General features: G+C 71.3%; 17 protein-coding genes. 1 reads left to right on the top strand and 16 read right to left on the bottom strand.

Features of this window, described 5'->3' with window-relative positions; translation table 11 throughout:
* Nucleotides 1-26 precede the first annotated feature (26 nt).
* From IE212_RS22925 to solA, 12 genes are all read right to left on the bottom strand, one after another.
* Entirely contained in the window at nt 27-1,604 is a 1,578-nt protein-coding gene (locus IE212_RS22925) for a phytoene desaturase family protein (RefSeq protein ID WP_190199790.1), read from the bottom strand.
* A gap of 189 nt (nt 1,605-1,793) precedes the next feature.
* Complete coding sequence (locus IE212_RS22920) at nt 1,794-4,010, bottom strand: serine/threonine-protein kinase (RefSeq protein WP_190199789.1); 2,217 nt, start codon at nt 4,008-4,010, stop codon at nt 1,794-1,796.
* A 42-nt stretch (nt 4,011-4,052) separates the two neighbouring features.
* Entirely contained in the window at nt 4,053-4,925 is an 873-nt protein-coding gene (locus tag IE212_RS22915) for an oxygenase MpaB family protein (RefSeq protein ID WP_190199788.1), read from the bottom strand.
* Nucleotides 4,926-5,164: 239 nt separating this feature from the next.
* Nucleotides 5,165-6,148, bottom strand: a complete 984-nt coding sequence (locus IE212_RS22910; RefSeq protein ID WP_190199787.1) for a D-2-hydroxyacid dehydrogenase — start codon at nt 6,146-6,148, stop codon at nt 5,165-5,167.
* 1 nt (nt 6,149) lies between these two features.
* Nucleotides 6,150-7,601 carry an NAD-dependent succinate-semialdehyde dehydrogenase gene (locus tag IE212_RS22905; protein ID WP_190199786.1) on the bottom strand — a complete coding sequence of 484 codons (1,452 nt, stop codon included), beginning with the start codon at nt 7,599-7,601 and terminating at the stop codon, nt 6,150-6,152.
* Nucleotides 7,602-7,641: 40 nt separating this feature from the next.
* Complete coding sequence (locus IE212_RS22900) at nt 7,642-8,922, bottom strand: NAD(P)/FAD-dependent oxidoreductase (protein WP_190199785.1); 1,281 nt, start codon at nt 8,920-8,922, stop codon at nt 7,642-7,644.
* Nucleotides 8,923-9,058: 136 nt separating this feature from the next.
* On the bottom strand, nt 9,059-9,925 hold the full coding sequence (locus IE212_RS22895) for an ABC transporter permease (protein WP_190199784.1): 867 nt from the start codon (nt 9,923-9,925) through the stop codon (nt 9,059-9,061).
* Nucleotides 9,922-10,815 carry an ABC transporter permease gene (locus tag IE212_RS22890; RefSeq protein WP_190199783.1) on the bottom strand — a complete coding sequence of 298 codons (894 nt, stop codon included), beginning with the start codon at nt 10,813-10,815 and terminating at the stop codon, nt 9,922-9,924. Before IE212_RS22890 ends, IE212_RS22895 begins: the two co-directional genes overlap by 4 nt.
* A gap of 3 nt (nt 10,816-10,818) precedes the next feature.
* Nucleotides 10,819-11,958: an ABC transporter ATP-binding protein gene (locus IE212_RS22885; protein WP_190199782.1), complete on the bottom strand. Its 1,140-nt coding sequence runs from the start codon at nt 11,956-11,958 to the stop codon at nt 10,819-10,821.
* Nucleotides 11,951-13,060, bottom strand: a complete 1,110-nt coding sequence (locus IE212_RS22880; protein ID WP_190199781.1) for an ABC transporter substrate-binding protein — start codon at nt 13,058-13,060, stop codon at nt 11,951-11,953. The genes IE212_RS22885 and IE212_RS22880 overlap by 8 nt, the downstream gene beginning before the upstream one ends.
* A 136-nt stretch (nt 13,061-13,196) precedes the next feature.
* Entirely contained in the window at nt 13,197-13,877 is a 681-nt protein-coding gene (locus IE212_RS22875) for a haloacid dehalogenase type II (protein WP_190199780.1), read from the bottom strand.
* 120 nt (nt 13,878-13,997) lie between these two features.
* Complete coding sequence (solA, locus tag IE212_RS22870; protein ID WP_190199779.1) at nt 13,998-15,134, bottom strand: N-methyl-L-tryptophan oxidase; 1,137 nt, start codon at nt 15,132-15,134, stop codon at nt 13,998-14,000.
* 279 nt (nt 15,135-15,413) lie between these two features.
* On the opposite strand from solA, the gene IE212_RS22865 reads away from it, so the two are divergent.
* Nucleotides 15,414-17,033 (top strand): PucR family transcriptional regulator, encoded by a 1,620-nt coding sequence (locus IE212_RS22865; protein WP_190199778.1) that lies wholly within the window; start codon nt 15,414-15,416, stop codon nt 17,031-17,033.
* Between the two features lie 53 nt (nt 17,034-17,086).
* Here IE212_RS22865 and IE212_RS22860 read toward each other — a convergent pair whose 3' ends face one another.
* The 4 genes from IE212_RS22860 to IE212_RS22845 form a co-directional block, all read right to left on the bottom strand.
* A complete protein-coding gene (locus IE212_RS22860; protein WP_190199777.1) occupies nt 17,087-17,989 on the bottom strand; it encodes a universal stress protein in 903 nt (300 codons plus the stop codon).
* Between the two features lie 88 nt (nt 17,990-18,077).
* Nucleotides 18,078-18,998: a DUF1918 domain-containing protein gene (locus IE212_RS22855; RefSeq protein WP_190199898.1), complete on the bottom strand. Its 921-nt coding sequence runs from the start codon at nt 18,996-18,998 to the stop codon at nt 18,078-18,080.
* 61 nt (nt 18,999-19,059) lie between these two features.
* Nucleotides 19,060-19,347: a DUF1876 domain-containing protein gene (locus IE212_RS22850; protein WP_190199776.1), complete on the bottom strand. Its 288-nt coding sequence runs from the start codon at nt 19,345-19,347 to the stop codon at nt 19,060-19,062.
* A 61-nt stretch (nt 19,348-19,408) separates the two neighbouring features.
* Entirely contained in the window at nt 19,409-20,014 is a 606-nt protein-coding gene (locus IE212_RS22845) for an Rv1733c family protein (protein WP_190199775.1), read from the bottom strand.
* Nucleotides 20,015-20,039 lie beyond the last annotated feature (25 nt).

Raw genomic sequence — 20,039 nt, 5'->3', positions numbered from 1 at the left:
GAGTGCCCCTGCCAGGGGGGTGTGATTCAGCCGGTTCCGCTTTCCAGCACGGCCATCGCCGCGTTGTGCCCCGGCACCCCGCTCACACCGCCGCCGCGCACCGCACCGGCCCCGCAGAGCAGCACGTTCGGGTGCCGGGTCTCCACACCCCAGCGGCCGGTTCCGTCCTGGGCGTGGGGCCAGCTCAGCTCACGGTGGAAGATGTTGCCCCCGGGCAGCCCGAGGTCCCGCTCCAGGTCGAGCGGCGTCTTCGCCTCGATGCAGGGCCGTCCGTCCGCGTCGGTGGCCAGGCAGTCGGCGAGGGGTTCGGCCAGGTGGGCGTCGAGCTGGGCGAGTACCGACTTGAGGAGGTCCTCGCGTACGGCGTCGTTGTCACGCTCGAAGAGGCGGGCCGGGGTGTGCAGGCCGAAGAGGGTGAGTGTCTGGTAGCCGCGCTCGGCCAGGCCGGGGCCGAGGATGGTCGGGTCGGTGAGCGAGTGGCAGTAGATCTCGGAGGGCGGCGCCGCGGGCAGTTCACCGGCGGCGGCCTGGGCGTGGGCGGCGGCCAGTTGCTCGTAGCCCTCGGCGATGTGGAAGGTGCCGGCGAACGCCTCGCGCGGGTCGACGGCGCTGTCGCGCAGCCGGGGCAGTCGCTCCAGCAGCATGTTCACCTTCAGCTGGGCGCCCTCGGCGGGCTCCGGGGGCGTGTCGCCGGTCAGTTCCGCCAGGGCCTGCGGTGAGGCGTTCACCAGGACGTGCCGGGCTGCGACGGTGCCCTCGCCGTCGGCCGTGCGGTAGGTGACCTCTGCCGTCCGGCCGTCCGTGACGACACGCAGCGCCTCGTGGCCGGTGGCGATGACGGCGCCCGCCGCTCGCGCCGCGTCGGCCAGCGCGTCGGTGAGGGCACCCATGCCTCCGACCGGCACGTCCCAGTCGCCGGTGCCGCCGCCGATCACGTGGTAGAGGAAGCAGCGGTTCTGCTTCAGGGCCGGGTCGTGGGCGTCGGCGAAGGTGCCGATGAGCGCGTCGGTGAGGACGACGCCGCGCACCAGGTCGTCGGCGAAGCGCTCCTCGACGGCGACCCCGATCGGCTCCTCGAACAGCGTCCGCCAGGCCTCCTTGTCGTCGAGGCGGCGACGCAGTTCCTCGCGGGTGGGCAGGGGCTCCGTGAGGGTCGGGAAGATCCGCTGGGCCACGCGGCCGGTCATGCCGTAGAACTCCTGCCAGGCCCGGTACTCGCGGTCGGAGCCGGTGAGCCGGGCGAAGGCCTCCCTGGTCCGCCGTTCACCGCCGCCGACGAGGAGCCCGGTGGGCCGGCCGTCGCGTTCGGCCGGGGTGTAGGAGGAGACGGTCCGGGTGCGGACCCGGAAGTCCAGACCGAGCTCCCGGACGATCTTCTTCGGCAGCAGGCTGACCAGGTAGGAGTAGCGGGACAGCCGGGCGTCGACCCCGGCGAAGGGCCGGGTGGACACCGCCGCGCCGCCGGTGTGGTCCAGCCGCTCCAGGAGCAGCACGGAGCGCCCGGCCCGGGCCAGGTAGGCGGCGGCGACCAGGCCGTTGTGGCCGCCGCCGACGATGACGGCGTCGTACGTCCGGTGTGCGCGGGGTCCCTCGGGTGCGGTCATGGTTCTTCGTAGCACGGGGTGATCCCGCTCGGACAGACGGCGGCCAGGCGCTCGCCCCGTCGGCAGCCTCCACACGATCACCACCGGCGCGCCCTACCGACGAAGCCCAGCGCACCCGCCCCACCGGCACCTCACCCCCACCCTCGCGGGAACCCGCCACCGGCGCGCCCACCGGCCGCGCGGCGCCTGCTACGCGCGCTGCTGGCGCAGGTCGGCCACTCTGCGGTAGAGCGCCGCCGCCTCGGTGTTGCGGCCCAGTCGCTGGAGGCAGTGCGCCTCGTCGTCGCGGCTGGCGAGGGTGTCGGGGTGATCGGCGCCGAGGAGGTCTTCGCGAGCGGCGGCCACCTGCCGGTACGCGGTGAGCGCCTCGGCCCAGCGGCCCAGCCAGCCCAGGCCGACGGCGACCTCGCGACGGCTGACCAGGGTGTCCGGATGGTCGGAGCCGAGGGCCCGCTCGCGGATCTCGCTCACCTCGCGGGACTCGGCCAGGGCCTCCTCCCAGCGGCCCAGCCGCCCCAGGTTGACGCAGCGGCCGTGGCGGGCGCGCAGTGTCTCGGGGTGGCGGGGGCCCTGGACGCGGGTACGGTCCTCGGTCAGGTCGTCGTAGACGTCCAGGGCCTCCGCGCTGCGGCCCAGGCGGCCCAGGCTGATGCCGATCTCGTGCCGGGCGGCGAAGGTGTCGGGGTGGTCGGGTCCGAGGGCATGGGCGCGGGCCTCGGCGACCTCGCGGTAGGTCTCCAGGGCCTCGGCCCAGCGGCCCAGCCGGCCGAGCGCGTAGGCGACCTCGAAGCGGGTGACGAGAGTGTCCGGGTGGTCGGGTCCGAGCACCCGGGCACGGGCGGCGGCCACCTCGCGGGCCATGCGGTGGGAGTCCTCCAGACGGCCGAGGCGGCTGAGGTTGAAGGCGAGGTTGTGCCGGCAGCGCAGGGTGTCGGGGTGATCGGCGCCCATGACGCGTTCACGGGCGGTGAGCACCGACGTGTACACCCGGTGGGCGTCGAAGGGACGGCCCAGCCGTCCGAGCACGTACGCCATCTCCTGCCGTGCGGCCAGGGTGTCGGGATGGTCGGCGCCGAGCGTGCGGATCCTCGCCTCGGCGACGTGCTTGTACTCGCGCAGGGCGTCCTGGGCGCGGCCGGTACGGCTGAGGGCGAAGGCGACCTCGTAGCGGCTGGCGAGGGTGTCGGGGTGATCGGGTCCGAGGAGGTGCCCGCGCTCGGCGGCGACCGCCCGGTGCACCTCCCCCGCCTCGGCCCAGCGGCCGAGGCGGCCCAGGCTCAGGCCCGCGTTGTGCCGCCCGGCCAGGGCGGTCAGGACCTGCGGTGACGGTGCGGGCCGGACTTCGGGAACGGGGTCCTGGACGGGGCCGGCGGGAGGCCGGGCGATCCACTCGCCGGACAGTCCGGCGCCCGGGTCCGGCGGACCGGTGAGCGACCCGGCCCCGGCCGCCTTGTGACCGGTCGTCATACCGCGGGTCCAGGACGGCAGACGTCCCTCGTGCGCCATGACCTGCGGGGCGTGCCGGACCGCCGGGACGGTCGGCACGTACGCAGGCGCGGCCCGGTGCGCGCTGATCCGGCGGGCCAGCTCGCGGGCGTCGCCGGGACGTCGTCCGGGTTCCTTGGCGAGCAGGTCCAGGACGATCCGCTCGAGGTACTCGGGCAGTTCGGGCCGGTGCTCGCGCGGCGGGCGGGGCGGGGTGTCGCGGTGGCCGATGAGGACCGCCCAGGCGTCGTCGAGGTCGAACGGCGGTGCGCCGGTGGCGATCTCGTAGAGCACGCAGCCGAACGAGTAGAGGTCACTGCGCTGGTCGACCTCGGTGCCGCTGATCTGTTCCGGGGACATGTAGTGCGGGGTGCCCATGGTGATGCCGGTGCCGGTCAGCCGGGACGTGAAGCCGATGTCGTGGCCGAGGCGGGCGATGCCGAAGTCGCAGATCTTCACCGTGCCGTCGCTGATCCGCACGATGTTGGCGGGCTTCAGGTCGCGGTGGACGATGCCCTGCTCGTGACAGTAGGCGAGGGCGGCGGCGACCTGCTCGGCGATCTCGACCACGTCCGCGAGCGGCAGGGGATCGTGCCCGTTGTCCTCCAGGAGCTGGCTGAGGTTGCGGCCGTCCAGCAGTTCCATGACGAGGTACAGGACACCGTCGGACTCGCCGAAGTCGTGGACGACGGTGATGCCCCGGTGCTGGAGCGCGGCGGCCACCCGGGCCTCACGGCGGAACCGCTCCCGCAGCACACGGGTGAAGGCGTGGTCGTGGTGCGGACTCGGCGGCTTCAGGCACTTGACGGCGACGTGCCGGCCCAGGGACTCGTCCCGTGCGCGCCACACCTCGCCCATGCCGCCGCGCCCGATCAGGTCCAGCAGCCGGTACCGGCCGTGGATGAGTCTGCTGTCCCCCATGTCGTGCGACGCTCCCCCCGGTAGCTGTTCGCCCGCCCCTCCTCATGGCTGACCCAGTATGGCGCCCTGTCGTCCGAGTTTGTACGGTGCGGGGCGGGCGTCCGGGCCGAGCCTCGCCATGGCGCGCAGGATGTGTTTCGGCGGGAGCTGCCAGCGCAGACGTGCGGGAACGCGGCGCAACAGGAAGCCGGTGAGGCGCAGTTGCCGCGTGACGGTGGCGGGCGCGGGGGCCGGTCTGCCGTACAGCTCGTGGGCGTACGGCGGCAGAGAGGCGTACGCCAGTTGCGCCACGCGCCGCCACAGCACCTCGCGCGCCGGTACCAGGAGCGGGTGCGTCGGCGGGCGGAGCAGGAAATCGTCCACCTCGCGTGCCTCGGTTCCGGCGGCCAGGTGCGGGCGCGCCTCCTCGAAGTACGCGGCGAGTCCGGCCCGGTCGCCGGGTACGGCGCCGGGGTCGAGGCCCACCAGTCGTGCGCTCTGCCGGTGTTCGCCGATGTAGCGGTCGGCCGCCGCGTCGGTGAGGGGGAGGCCGGACCTGCGCAGGACGTCCAGGTAGGAGTCGATCTCGGCGCAGTGCACCCACAGCAGCAGGCCGGGTTCGCCCACGCCGTAGCGCTCGCCGGTGTCCGGGTCGGTCGCCGTCAGCATGCTGTGGATCTTCCGGACCCGGGCACCCATCCGCTCCGCGGCCTCGGTGGTGCCGTACGTCGTGGTGCCGACGAAGTCCGCGGTGCGCATCAGGCGGCCCCAGGCGTCGCGCCGGAAGTCGGAATTCTGCAGGACACCCCGTACCGCGCGCGGGTGCAGAGCCTGGAGGTAGAGCGCCCGGATGCCGGCGATCCACATCATGGGGTCGCCGTGCAGCTGCCAGGTCACCGAGCTCGGGCCGAAGAGCCCGGGGTCCGCGCCGGTCATGCCTCTCACCTCCGCCCGGCGCCCACCATGGCACAGAGCGGACCACCGGTCGACACCCAGGGACGTCGACGAAACGTCCAGTAGCTGAGATTTGTCGCCCTCGTAGTCGTGGGTCTCCGGCGAACCGGTCATGCCGCAGGTGGGGTCCGCTCTGTCCGTCTCGCTGACGCTGATGCCGGGTGCCTTCGCGGGTCACGGTCGCGGGTGGCCGCGCTGATGTGCGCCCGTACGGGCGCCCTTCAGACGGAGTAGGTCTCCTCGACCACGTACCCGCGACGCTTGTCGACGACGTTGCGCAGGGGGCGGCCTTCGATGTGGCGGGTGAGGTTGTCGAGGAACACCTCGATGAGTGCCTCCCGTTCGCTGGTGGTCTCGCCCGCCGTGTGCGGGGAGATCATCACACCGGGCATGTCCCACAGGGGCGATCCGGCCGGCAGGGGCTCCTGACCGAAGACGTCCAGGGCCGCGCCGGCGAGCCGGCCGGCGGCGAGGTGGTCGACGAGCGCCTCCTCGTCGACGAGTCCGCCCCGGCCGACGTTGATCAGCCGGGCCCCCGGCTTCATCGCGGCCAGCACGGACGCGTCGACCATGCCCCGGGTGTCCTTGGTGAGGGGCGCGGCCAGGACGACGTAGTCCGCTTCCGTCAGGGCCGGGCGCAGTGTGGCCGGACCGTGGACGGTGCCGAAGTCGGGGTCGTCGGTGCGGGCCGTGCGGCCGGCGCCGCGGACCCGCATTCCGGCGGCGTCCAGCAGCCGTGCGATGGCGCGGCCGATGGGCCCCGTGCCCCAGACCAGCGCGGTACGTCCCGTGATGTTGTCACTGGGCCGTGGACGCCACTCGCGCCGTTGCTGGTGCTCCCAGGTGCCCGGGAAGTCCTTGGCGAGCGCGAGGATCAGTCCGAGGACGTACTCGGCGGTCGGCTGGTCGTAGACGCCCCGGGCGTTGGTGAGGATGACGCCCGGATCCTCGACGAGGGCGGGGAAGAGGAGGGAGTCGACGCCGGCGGAGGAGGCGTGGACCCAGCGGGGGGCCTTTTCGGGGTTGTCGGGCCAGGCTTCGCGGACGGCGGGGGTGATGGTGACCCAGGCCAGGAGGGCGTCCGCGCCGGGGAGGAGGTAGGGCAGCTCCTCCTCGGTCGCGTAGACGGTGTCCGCGAGCCGCTCGATGAGTGCTGTGGCGGGTGGCCGGTTGCCCCGGTACAGCACGACGAGTCGGTCGGGCATGTCAGGCTCCGGTGGGAATGGCGAGGTACTTGTACTCGAGGAACTCGCTGATGCCGACGCGCCCGCCTTCGCGGCCGAGGCCGGACTGCTTCACGCCGCCGAAGGGGGCGGCGGGGTTGGAGACGAGGCCGGTGTTGATGCCGATCATGCCGCTTTCGAGGCGCTCGGCGACGCGCAGGGCGCGGTCGAGGTTCTGGGTGAACAGGTAGGCGGCCAGGCCGAATTCGGTGTCGTTGGCGGCGGCGACGGCTTCGTCCTCGTCGTCGAAGGTGAGGATGGCGGCGACGGGGCCGAAGACTTCGGTGTCGTTGATGGCGGCGTCGGGGGTGATGCCGGTGAGGACGGTGGGCGGGTAGAAGCAGCCGGGGCCTTCGGGAAGTTCCCCGCCGGTGAGGACCGTGGCTCCGCGTTTGACGGCGTCCCGCACGACGTCGTGTGCCTTGCTGCGGCCGGCGATGTCGATGAGGGGGCCGACGTCGGTGCCGGGTTCGGTGCCGGGGCCGACGGTCAGGGCGGCCATCCGGGCGGCGAGCCGGGTGGCGAACTCCCCGGCGACGGAGGTGTGGACGTAGATGCGGTTGGCGGCGCAGCAGGACTCGCCCATGTTGCGCATCTTGGCGACCATCGTGCCCTCGACGGCGACGTCGAGGTCGGCGTCGCCGAAGACGATCAGGGGGGCGTTGCCGCCGAGTTCCATGGAGGTGCGGATGACGGTGTCGGCGCACTGGGCGAGCAGGATCCGGCCGACCTGGGTGGAGCCGGTGAAGGAGAGCTTGCGGATCTGCCCGCCGCGCAGGAGGGGTTCGACGACCCCGGCGGCGTCCGTGGTGGGCACGACGTTCAGCACACCGGCCGGCAGACCCGCTTCGGTGAGGATCTCCGCCAGGGCCAGGGAGGTCAGGGGGGTCTGGGGGGCGGGCTTGAGGACCATGGTGCAGCCGGCGGCGATGGCGGGGCCGATCTTGCGGGTCCCCATGGCCAGGGGGAAGTTCCAGGGTGTGATGAGCAGGCAGGGGCCGACGGGCTGGCGGGTGACCAGCAGGCGGTTCCTGCCGTCGGGGGAGGTCATCGAACCGCCGTCGATCCGGACGGCTTCCTCGGAGAACCAGCGGAAGAACTCGGCGCCGTAGGCGACCTCGGCACGCGCCTCGGCCAGGGGCTTGCCCATCTCCAGCGTCATCAGCAGCGCGAGCTCCTCGGTGCGCGCGATGATGATGTCGTAGGCACGGCGAAGGATCTCACTGCGCACGCGGGGCGGTGTGGCGGCCCAGTCGGCCTGAGCGGCGACCGCCGCCTCGACGGCGCGCCGGCCGTCGGCCGGAGAGGCGTCGGCGACCCGGCACAGCTCCTCGCCGGTGGCCGGATCGTCGACGGACAGAGTCCGGCCGGACTCCGCGTCCCGCCAGCCACCACCGATGAACAGCTGCTTGGGAACGTCGTGGACGACAGTCATCTTGGTTTCTCCTCGGATGCGTGAAGGTACTGCCGACCGGTCAGCGGATGCGGTCCAGCGTCTTGTAGTAGGCGCCCGCGAAGGGCAGGAACCAGGCGGTGCCGTTGTAGAGGGGGATGCGGGGCGGAGCGATGTCACGGACCGGGCTGACCTCGGGGCGGCCGTCCATCACCTCGGCCATGACCTGTCCCATGTGGGTGGCCATCTGCACGCCGTGGCCCGCGTACCCCATCGAGTAGTACACGCCGTCCTCGGTCTGCCCGGCGTGCACGATGCGGTCCATCGCGAAGCCGACGGAGCCGCCCCACACGTACTCGACCTTCGTCCGGGCGAGCTGGGGGAAGATCTCGCACATCTCACGGAACAGGACCTGTCCGCTCTTCTTGTCCGAGGTGGGGTCGGACGGCGCGAAGCGGGCACGGCCGCCGAACAGCAGCCGGTTGTCCGGGGTGAGCCGGAAATAGTGGCAGACCTTGTTGGAGTCGACGATGAGGCGCGCCTTGGGGATGATGTCCCGGGCGAGTTCCTCGCCGAGCGGCTCGGTCACGATGATGAAGCTGCCCAGGCAGACCTGCTGGCGGCGCAGCCACGGGAAGTTCTTGTCGGTGTAGGCGTCGGTGGCCATCATGACCTGCCCGGCCCGGATCACACCGCGCTCGGTGCTGACCTCGAAACGGCCGGCGGCGTTGCGCCGCACGCCGGTGGCCGCGTTGCGCTCGTGGATCTCGACGCCGGAACGCTCGCACGCCTCGGCCATGCCGCGCACGAAGCGGCCCACGTGCAGGGCGGCGCTGAACGGGTCGAGCAGGCCACCGTGGTAGGCGCCGGATCCGATCTCGGAACGCAGCTCCGACTTGCCGATCAGCGTGGTCTCGTGTCCGAAGTACCTGGCCAGGTCGCGCTGCTGGGCCTTCTTGTTCTCGAAGTGCGCGGGGCGGGAGGCGACGCCGAGGCGTCCCACGCGCCGGAACTGGCAGTCGATGGACTCCTCCTTCACGAGCCGCTCGACGGTGTCCACGGCCTCGCCGTAGGAGTTGTAGATCTCGCGGGCCCGTTCGAGTCCGTAGCGGCGGATGGCCTGGCGGACACCGATGGTGAAGCCCAGGTTCGCCATACCGCCGTTGCGTGCCGAGGCACCGGAGCCGATCTGGCCCTTCTCGACGAGGGTGACGCGGGCGCCCTTGCGGGCGGAGTGGAGAGCGGTGGACAGGCCGGTCAGTCCGGCACCGACGACCACCAGGTCGGCGTCCTCGGCAAGTGGTTTGCCGGAACGGTCGGGGAACGCCCCAGCGGTTTCTATCCAGTAGGGAATGGTCTTCATGTCAGGTCCTCTGCGGGGAGTTCGAAGTGGGGCGTGGCCCGGGGGCGTGATCTGGTTCAGCGGCGCGCGACGGTTGCGGACGGGGGCGTGGAAGCCGTCCTCGCGCAATCGGCCCGCCGAGCGGTGGCGGCGGTGGTCATACGGCCTCGCCCGCCGGGTTGGCGACACCTGCCGTGTTCTCGACCGAGAGCAGGGAGCCCTGCTTTCCGGAGCCGATCCAGCGGACCAGGGCGACGATGCCGAGGGCGAGGACGGCGAAGGCGGTGAGCAGCGCGCTGACGGCGGTCACGCTGGGGTCGATCTCGAAGGTGAGGGAGTTGTAGACCTGCACGGGCAGGGTGACGGTGTCGACGGAGGAGAGGAACTGGGAGATGTAGAACTCGTCGAAACTGGTGATGAAGGAGAAGATCGCGGCCGCGATCATGCCGGGGGCGGCGAGGGGGAAGGTGATGCGCCGGGCGATGGTCAGCCGGCCGGCGCCCATGCTGGCCGCGGCGTCCTCGAGGCGTTCGTCGATGCTCCGCAGGGTCGCGATCAGGATCAGCACCGCGATGGGTGAGGCCAGCACGGTGTGGCCCAGGGCGATGGCGATGGGGCTGCCGAGCATGGCTGCGGGCTCGAAGAGCAGGAACAGACCGAGTGCGGTGACGATCTGGGGGATGACCAGCGGTCCGAGGACCAGGGCGTAGACCGCGGAGCGCAGCGGGAGTTCGCTGCGGGTCAGGGCGGTCGCGGCGGTCACGCCGATGATCAGTGAGAAGAGTGTGCTGAGGCAGGCGACGAACGCGCTCAGGGAGAGTGCGGCCGGCCATTTGCTGCCGTCGGCGAACAGTGCCTTGTACCAGTTCAGCGTCCACGCCTGGGGCGGGAAGGCGGCGAAGGCGTTGTTGCTGAAGGAGGTGACGAGGATGACCACGATCGGCAGCGCCAGGAACAGCAGGATCACGGTGGCCACCGCGGTCAGGACGATCCGCCCGGTCAGGCTGCTGCGCAGTTCCATCATGACGCACTCCTCTTCCTACGGCTGGCGCCGAGCGAGGTCACGGCCTTGACCAGCAGCAGTCCGGCGAAGGTGAGCAGCAGCAGGATGACGCCCTGAGCGGCGGCCCCGTTCCACTGGTTCTCCTTGGTGACCTGCTGGTTGATGAGGGTGGCGATCATCGTCTGGTTGGGTCCGCCCATCAGGGCGGGGGTGATGTAGTAGCCCAGCGAGAGGATGAAGCTGAGCAGTCCCGCACTGGCCAGACCCGGGGCGACCAGCGGCAGATAAACCCGGCGGAAGATCGTCACGCGGCCGGCGCCCATGCTGGCCGCGGCGGCCATCAGGCGCCGGTCGACGCCGCGCATCACGCCGTAGAGCAGCAGCACCGTGTACGGGAGCATCATGGAGGTGGTGCCGATGACCACGCCGAGTTCGTTGTAGAGCAGTTGGAACGGCGCTCCGGGGATCGACAGGGCGGTGAGGGTCTCGTTCACCAGGCCCTTGTCGCCGAGCATGATGATCCAGCCGTAGGTGCGCACCAGGGCGCTGATGAAGTGCGGTACGACCACGACCAGCATCGCGAGGCCCGCCAGGACGGGCTTGAGCCGGGTGATCGCCTGGGCCAGCAGGAACCCGAAGACCAGGCTCAGCACGGCTGTTTCGGCGGAGATCCGCAGGGTGGTGAACAGCACGGAGAGGTTGACGCCGGTGAGCGCGTCGGCGTACCAGTGCAGCGTGAAGGACCCGTCGGCGTCCTTCAGGCTGAGCAGCAGGGTGCTGAAGATCGGGTAGACGAACAGCACCAGCAGATACGCCACGACCGGCAGCGCGTAGAGGATGCCGACCCGGGTGCGGCGGGAGGCCAGGAGCTTGCGCGGGGGTGCGGGTGCTTGGGTGAGGGTGGCGGCCATGGCTCACCCGTCCTGTTCGACGGGGAAGAGGTTGACGTCGTCGGGGTCGGCGGTGATTCCGACCCGTTCGCCGGCGACCGGGCCGCGTCCGGCGGGTACTTCCAGGCGCAGCAGCGGCGCGTCGCCGCCGTCGATGCGCACACCCGCGCGGACCAGCGTGCCGACGTAGGTGGCGGTCTCGACCGTGCCGGTACAGAACCCGTCATCGGCGGCACAGGCCCGCAGCCGGCCCGGCTGCACGGCGACCTTCACCTGCGTACCGGAGGGCAACCGGTGACGGCGCGCCTTGATCAGACCTCCGGATGCGGTGAGGCGGACGACGGTGTGCCCGTCGGTGCTCTGCAGTACCCGGCCGGACAGGAAGTTGGCCGCGCCGAGGAAGTCCGCGACGAACGGGGTCCTGGGACGCTCGAACAGCTCCCTCGGGGTGTCGAACTGCTCGATCAGGCCGCTGCGCATGACCGCGATGCGGTCGGACATGACCAGCGCCTCTTCCTGATCATGCGTCACATAGATGACGGTCAGGCCGAGTTCCTGCTGAATGGTCTTGATCTCGACCTGGAGCTGGTCGCGCAGCTTCTTGTCCAGGGCGCCGAGCGGCTCGTCCATGAGGATGACCGGCGGACGGTAGACCAGCGCCCGGCACAGCGCCACCCGCTGCTGCTGACCACCCGACAGCTCACGCGGCTTGCGATGACCGAACCCGGACAGGCCCGCGATCTCCAGCGTCTCCCCCACCCTGCGGCGGATCTCGTCCTTGCCCACCCCGCGCAACGTCAGCGGAAAGGCGACGTTCTCCTGCACGGTCATGTGCGGGAAGAGCAGGTACTGCTGGAAGACGAAGCCGAGATTCCGTTTCTGCGGGGCGAGCCGGGTGACGTCACGGCCGCCGACGGTGATGGTGCCGGAGTCGGGCTCACAGAACCCGGCGATCATCATCAGCGTCGTGGTCTTGCCCGACCCGGAGGAGCCGAGGAAGGTGACGAACTCCCCTGCCGCGATCTCCATCGACGCCTCGTCCACGGCGACGACATCGCCGTAGGTCTTGCGCAGGGCCACCACCGACAGCGCCTTGCCGGTCGCGGTGGCCGGCTTGGCGCCGGCCACCTTCACCGACGGTGCGGCAACACCGAAATCAGCCACGGGCCCACTCCAACCAGCGCTTGGTGACGGCCGCTTCGTTCTTCAGCCACCAGTCGACATCCGCGTCGAAGCCCTTGTCGTAGTACTTCGGCGCGCCCGCGAGCGCGTTGCGCTCGTCCTCGGTGAGCTTGGCGTAGGCCACCGGGGAGGACGGGTTCGACGGGAACGCCTTCGCCAGGGCGGCCTGGCTCTCGGCACGCAGCGCGAAGTCCATCAGCTGGTAGGCGGCATCCACGTTGGCCGCGCCCTTGGCGATGGCATAGCCCGAGAACTGACGGCGCATCCCGTTCAACTGACGCGCCACCGGCACACCCTGCTTCTGCAGATCAGCCAGCCGACCGTCCCACACCGTGGACATCGTCACCTCCTGGCGGCTCAGCAGCACACCGGGCAGCGGGCCGCTGTCCCAGAACTTCTTGATGTCCGAGCGCAGCCGGGTCAGCACCTTGAACGCACGGTCCACATCCAGCGGATACAGCTTGTCCATCGCAACACCGTCGGCCAGCAGCGCGAACTCGAGCTCCGGCAGGTCACCGTCCGGGTGGACCATCGCACGTGACCCCTGGAATTGCTTGGTGTCCCAGAAGTCCGCCCACGACTGCGGCTTCCTGCCGTCGAAGGCATCCGTGCGGTACCCGATGCACTGCCCGTAGAAGCTGTGACCGACTGCGTGATCGGTGATCTGCGCCGTCGGGATCTTCGCGCTCTTCAGACTCTTGAGCCGGTCGCGGTCCAGCGTCTCCAGCGCGTCCTGCTTGACGTACTTGAGGTGGGACATCATCGAGTTGTTGATGAGGTCGCACTGCGGACGGCCCTGCTTGATCTGGGCGAGAAGCGGAGCGTCGTCCAGGTTGAGTACCTTCACCTGGATGCCGGTCTCCTGCTGGAACGGCGTGTAGATCGCCTTCTGCAGCGCAGCACCGTAAGAGCCGCCGCTGTCGCGGACGACCACTGTCTTGCCGCCCTTGCCACCGGTGCCGGTGGAAGCGCTGCGGCTGACGCCGGTACCGCAGGCGCTGAGGGCGGTCGCGGCGGCGAGACCCGCCGTGGCTCCGCCGACGCCGCGCAGGAAGAGCCTGCGGTCTATACGGGCGTCTCTCATCGTGTGCCTCCTGGGGTGTTGCTGAGGGGAAAGAGGGATGGCTGGGGACGGGGGTGCGGGGCCGTGCATGCCGTGGAAGACCCACCCGCCGGCCAAGGCCTCTGGGGCTGTCCGTGCGGGACGGTGTGCGCCGCAGTCAGATGCCGAGCATGGTGTTGAGGTCGTCCAGCGACTTCACCGGCACGTAGTCGTAGCCGTGGGTCACGGGGTCGTAGCCGCGGTCCAGCAGGATCAGGTTGCGGAAGCCCATGTCGTGCATCGGCATCAGGTCGTAGCGGGTGTGCGAGGAGACGTGCACGAAGTCCTCGGGGGACGCGTCGAGCTGGTCGAGCATGTACTCGAAGGCGGCGTACCGGGGCTTGTAGAAGCCGGCCTGCTCAGCGGTGTACACCGCGTGGAAGTCCGCCCCGAGCCTGGGCACGCTCTCTTCCAGGAAGGAGTCGTCGGCGTTGGAGAAGATCACCAGCTTGTAGTGCTCGCTCATCTTCTTCAGCGGCTCCGGCACGTCCGCGTGCGGGCCCCAGCTGCGGACGCCGTCCGCGAACCGCTTGCCCGCGTCCGGGGCGGCTTTCACACCCCACTTGCGGCAGACCCGCTCGAACGAGTCGTGCAGCACCTGCTCGTAGGAGTAGTACTCGCCGCGGACCTGGTCGTAGCGGTAGCCGCGGAACTCCTTGACGAACTGGTCCCACTGCTCCGCGGGGATCTGGTCGCCGACGAGTTCACGCGTGATGGGGGTGATCGGGTACTCGATCAGCGTGCCGTAGCAGTCGAACGAGACGTACTTCGGCCGGAACTGCAATGAGGGAATGGGCATGGGAGTGCTCCCTGGAGCCGGGGAACTGAACAGCTGAACAGCTTTCAGCTCGGTATTTGTCAGATTTTTTCGGGCGCGCCGGGGGCGGACTGGCCGGAGCGGGGGTGAGGTTGCCGTGGATCAGGGGGCGCCGACGCCGGCCGGTGCGAGGAAGCCGATGGGGTGCTCGGTGCTGCCGTCGAGGGCGAGGTCGGCGGCGATCTCACCCATGGCGGGCGAGAGCTTGAAGCCGCTGCCGGAGAAGCCGACCATGACGATGATGTCGTCCTCGCCGGGCAGATGGCCGACGAGCGGGTTCCCGGAGGTGGTGTATCCCTCCATGTAGACCGACAGCCTGATGGGATCGGGGTTCAGGTCGGGCATCAGTTCGGCGATGAGCTCGCGGAAGGTGGCGAGTTCCTCCGGGCGTACCGTGCGGTCGAGCCGTTCGGGGTCGGGTACCGGCAGATAGCGGGCGAAGGAGAGGCCCAGCTTGACGGAGATGCCGTCGGGGGACGGGAGTCCGTAGCAGTCGTGGGGGGTACTGCGCACGAAGGCGGGGGCGCCGCCCGCGAACCAGTCGTGGCGGGTGGGAAGGTGCCAGGAGCTGATCAGCCGGCGGACGTCGACCGTCCGCGGAAGGTCCGGCAGCAGGGTGTTGATCCACGGGCCCACCGTCACGACCGCGGCGTCCACGTGGTCCGTGCCGTGTTCGGTGACGACATGCACCCCGCCGCCCGGCGCGGGGGCGATCTCCCGCACCGGTGTGTAGCGGTGCAGCCGGGCGCCGAGTTGCTCGGCGCGAGCGGCAGCGGCCTGGATGGACGCCTCGGGCCTGATGACGGAGCCCAGCCGGTCGAGGACGGCGGTGTGCCCGGTGGGGAGGCGGTGCTGAGGGTAGCGGCGGGCGAGTGCCTCCTGGTCCAGTACCTCGTGGTCCAGCCGGTGCGCGGTGCTGGCCGAGAGGAGAAGACGCATGGGAGGCGAGTCGGCATCACCCATCACGAGGCAGCCGCTGCGGCGCCGCAGCGGGAAGCCGGACTCGCGCTGGAGCCGGTCCCACATCCGGTCCGCGAGGTGCAGCAGCGGGATGTACCCGGGGTCACCGAGGTGCACGGCGCGGAAGATACGGGTCTCGCCCCCGGCGGCGCCGCGGTCGTGTCCCGGCGCGTACCGGTCGTAGCCGATGACCTCGGCTCCGCGGGCGGCCAGTCGCCACATGACCTGGCTGCCCATGCTGCCGGCACCGATCACGGCGACGCGCTTCGGGATGCGCATGAGGTCGTCCTTTCGCCGGGTGTGGTCTGGATGGCGGTTGTGCCCCACCACGGTGCGGATACCGGGCGGACCTCTTCGAGTCAGGTCTCTCTGGGGATGGCGTTCACTTTCGGCCCGGGGGAACACGCTGGTCAACCCACACTCTGTTCCGCCTTGGGGCCTTCTCGAGACGTTCTGTCACGGCGGACGGTCACGCTTCGGAAAGTGTCCGTCCCCCTCTTGTCACGGTGAGTGGCCGGTGCGAAGGTGACCCCGACCCCTCGCACGAAAGCACCCCCTATGCCGCCGAGACATCCCGCAATCGGGCACTTCCCCAGCATTACGGAGGTACTGCGCCTGCCTGTGCTCGCCGAGGGGATGCCGCGCGTCCTGGCCGGCGAGTCACAGCTGGACCGTGCGGTGCGGTGGGTGCACGTCACGGAACTGCTCAACCCCGCCGACTTCCTCGAGGGCGGCGAGCTGGTGCTGACGACCGGCATGCCCTATCCCGAGGACGCCTCCGAACTGCGTGGCTACGTCGACCAGCTCGCCGACGTCGGCGCGGCCGGCCTGATCGTTGAACTCGGACACCGGTACCGGAGGGTTCCCGACGAACTGGTGGCGGCCTGCCGTGCCCGGGACGTGCCCCTGGTGGAGCTGGCCCGTGGCGTCCGGTTCATCGACGTCACGCAGACGGTGCACGCGCTCATCCTGGACGCCCAGGGGGCGCTGCTGCGCCGTGGGAGGGACGTCCAGGACATCTTCACCGCCCTGACGCTGCGGGGCGCGGACCCGGAGGAGCTGGTGCACACCACCGCGGAGCTCACCGGAGCTCCCGTGGTGCTGGAGGACCTCAACCACCGGGTCCTGATGTGCGAACTGCTCGGCCGGCCGTACGAGCCGGTGGTGTCGGCCTGGTCCAGGCGTTCCCGGGCCGCGCCGACCACGGAGAAGATCGCGCCGAGCGGCCCGGAGGGGTGGCTGATCGCACCCGTGCAGGATCACCACGGGCCGTGGGGGCGGCTGGTCCTGCTGGAGGGCCGGCTGAACGCGGAGCCCGACCCGGAGCACATCCTGGTCCTGGAGCGCGCGGCGGTCGCCCTGAGCATGGCGCGTCTGGCCGGACCGGCCTGGTGGGAGCGCCGGGCTCACCGCTGCGTGCTGCGGGACCTGTACGAACGGCGCTTCCGCTCCCCCGCGGACGCCCGTGCCCGCGCCGAGGCCCTGGGGCTGCCGGCCTTCGGCCACCGACTCTTCGCCGTGGTCGTCCGCCACCCGCACACCGGCGCCGACGAGCATCTCGACGAACGGATGGCGAAGGCGCTGGCCCAGACGGGCATCCGCGCCCTGGTCGGCGCGACGGCCCCGGGGCGGATCGGCGTACTGCTCGCCCTGGCGCAGGCGAGCGCCTGGCAGCCGGTGGCCGAGCGGATCGGCCGTCTGACCCGCGAGGAGCTCGGTCCGCAGGCCGTCGTCGCGGTCGGCCCCGGCGTGACCGACCTCTCCGGGATAGCCCGGTCATGGCAGGAGGCCGAGCAGACGGCCGAGGCGATCACGCCCGCCTCACCCGACCGCTGGTTCTACGTTTCCGCCGACGTCGGGCTCCCGGAGCTGCTGGGTGTGCTGCGGGCGGACACCCGGCTCCAGCGGTACGCGGAACGGCAGCTGACCCGCCTCATCGAGCACGACGACCGCAACGGCGGCGACCTGCTTCCCGCCCTGCGGGCCTATCTCGCGGCAGCCGGGAACAAGTCGGTCGCGGCGAAGCGGGCCGGCATGTCCCGGCAGGCGTACTACCAGCGCCTCCACACCATCGAACGAGTCCTCGGCTGCGACCTGGAATCAGGTCTGCAGCGCACGTCCCTGCACGTCGCGGTGCTGGTCCTCGACGCGCGGGAAGCAGCGGTGCCCGGCGAGTGACGCGTCCGGGAGCCGAGCCGGGCCTTCGCCGGGCCGGCAGCGCCGTACAGCGCTCAGTCGTGCGGCACCAGCGCGAGCGGGCAGCGCACGTGGTGGATCAGGGCGTGCGCGACCGGGCCGGTGTGCGGGCCGACCGCCGTACGGCGCCTGCGGCTGCCCGCGACGAGCAGACCGGCGCCGGCCGCGGCCCGGACGACGACGTGTGCCGGCCAGCCCTCGTGGAGTTCCTCCTTGACGACGGCCGTGGGGTACTTCTCGCGCCACGGTGCGAGCAGTTCCGCCAGCTCGTGTTCGGCCGCCGCCCTGAGCCGGGCGCGTGTCCCGGCGTCGGGAAGGCCGTAGGAGAACGGCACCCGCCAGGCGCGGACCGCGCGCAGTGGTGCCCGGCGCAGCTCGGCGGCGTGGAGGGCGAAGTCCAGGACGTCGCCGGACGGTTCGCCGGTATCGACGGCGACCGCCACGTCCCGGCAGGGCGTGTGGGTCGAGGGCCGGCCATCGGCGTCCGGAAGATGCTCCGCCTCGGCACTCTCGCCGGCCCGTACCAGGACGACCGGATGTTCCATGCGGGCGACGGTGGCCATGGCCACCGACCCCGACACGAAGCCGCCCAGACCACTGGGGCCCTGGCTGCCGATGACGAGCAGGGCGGCGTCGCCGGACTCGGCGAGCAGGGTGGGGACAGGCGGCCTGCACACCTGTTCCGCGGTGACGGACAGCCGCGGATAGCGCTCGGACACGCGGGCGAGGGCGTTGCGAAGCACGTGGTGGGCGTTCTGCTGAGGGGCCCTCAGCTCCGGAAGCACCGCTTCGGGGGCGACTTCGTCCGGCAGGCCCCCCTCCCAGGCGTGCACGAGCCGGAGCGGCAGTCCCCGGCGGAGCGCTTCCCGGGCCGCCCAGTCGGCCGCCGCGAGACCCTCGGGTGAGCCGTCCACACCGGCGACAACCGAGTTGGCCATGACCGGCACCTCCTGGTGTTTCGTGCGTGACGCCGGATCATCGACCGGCGGCACGGCGGACGCGGCCGTCCTCCGGTGTGGGTGGCCCCTACCGGTCGGCCGCGATGATGCGGCGTCCGGTGAGGGTGACGGGGCGGATGGACACCCACATCTCGCGTTCACCGCCCGCCCATGGCGTGGTGTGCGCGCGTCGGGTGAGCGTCCGCATGGCGCCGGGGTCCGTGACGACGCTCGCGGGGCCGACGGCGAGCACGCTCCAGCCCTGGCTGAGGGCCTCGTCGACGTGGTCGACCTCGAAGGCGACCTCGGTTCCCACGGAGGCCGCGGGCACCGAGTCGGGCGCGGTCCGGAAGACGATCGCCTCGTCGACGACCTCGTAGTTGACCGGGACGACCGCCGGGCGGCCGTCGGACGCCGTGATCGCGATCCGTCCCACGCCGTGCGTGAAGAGCAGGGTGCGGCATTCCGCCGGGGTGAGGTCGCGCAGCCGCGGGTGCAGCAGCGCGTGCCCCTGACCGGGCGGGAGGTCGCCGCCTCCGCCGCGCAGTGAGCCGACGGTGGTGCCCAGGGCGTCCGCCAGCCTGATGAGCGTCGCCACACTCGGGTCGGCGGGCCGCTCCTCCACATACGCCAGGTACTCCGGTGACATGCGGGCGCGGCGGGCCGTTTCCTCCCTGCTCAGCCGCTGTCTGCGGCGTTCCGCGGCGATGCGGCGTCCGAGGTCCCCGAGGCGGGCTGTCATGGCGGGCGGGCCGTCCGGGGCTCCGTCCTGCGGCCCGGCCGTACGCGGCGGGGAGGCATCGTGCGTGGTGCCGGGCTCGTGCCCGTGGTGACGGATGTGGGCGTCGGGCCCGGGGAAGACCAGCGTCACCTCGTCCGTGTCCGACCAGCGCACGTCGTAGGGCGGCGTCCCGTCGGGATGGTGCAGTCCGATGATCTCGCCGTCGCGCCTTGCCGCACCGGTCGTCGGGCTGTCGATTACGAGTTGGTCGCCGAGATGAGCATGCATGATCACTGCTCTCTCTTTCGTGCTAGTGCTGTCGCGTCCTGGGGGTGACCGGCTCCCGGCGTCACTTGAGCCATGCGGCGGCCTCGCGGCTGCGCGGCCGGGTCGCGCCCATGCCCTCGATGTCGTGCTCGGCGGCGTCCAGGAGCCGCTGGGCGAGGTCCCTCATGGCCCTGCCGGCCGCGAGCTCGTCGCCGATCTCCGGCACGTCGGTGTCCGCCGGGTTGCAGTGCGCTGTTCCGTGGCCGGTGAGCGCGGCGGCGCCGGTGTCCAGCACGGCTTGTGCCCTGGTCGTTCCCTCGTCGTCCTCCGAGAGGTGGAGCCGGACGTTCCAGTCCAGGGTGTGTGACATCGCGATCCTCCTCGTCCGGGTCCGGACGGATGTGGTCCGGACGTGCTGCGCTGCCCGCCGGTCACCGGCGGAAGCGTTCGGACCACCGCGGTTCCAGCAGGTCCCACTCGGCGTCCCACTGCGCATACCTCCTCCGGTCGAGGACCAGGCCGACGCCCGCGCGTACGCCGTAGACGCCGACGACCAGGCCGATGGCCGCCATACCGCCCAGGAAGCCGCCGTTGCTCCACGCCGTGGCCGCCGTCACCGGCCGATCGGTGACGGTTCCGGCCCGGTCCACCCAGATCCGGACGGTGGCGCCCTTGGGCGTTCCGGGCTTCACCAGGGTGGTGCCGGTCCTGACGGTGCCGTTCTCCTCGGCCCAGCGGACCTGCGCCGGCTGCCTGGTCGCTTCGCTGCCGCCCGTGACGTTCGACGTCAGCCGGGCGGTGACCTCATGGCGCTGCGCGGTCTGGGTGCGCACGGTGCGCATCGTGGAGTCGTAGGCCGTCAGCCCCGCGCCGATCGCCGCCAGTGGCAGTCCGATGACGAGGACGAGCATCAGGAAGCGGTGGAGCCAGGATTCGAACCTGTCGGACGGACGCCTCAGCGGGTTCGACCGCGCCGCCACGTGGTGCTTGCGGGGTGGCGGCGGACCCGATGCGAACGGCGAACCTCGCTTGTTCATGAGCCGGCCTCCGACAGGTCGCTGA

Origin of the sequence: Streptomyces djakartensis (assembly GCF_014651075.1) — a bacterium.
In the GTDB taxonomy this organism is placed as follows: Bacteria; Actinomycetota; Actinomycetes; order Streptomycetales; family Streptomycetaceae; genus Streptomyces; species Streptomyces djakartensis.
This window is presented reverse-complemented; position numbering and strand designations above follow the sequence as displayed.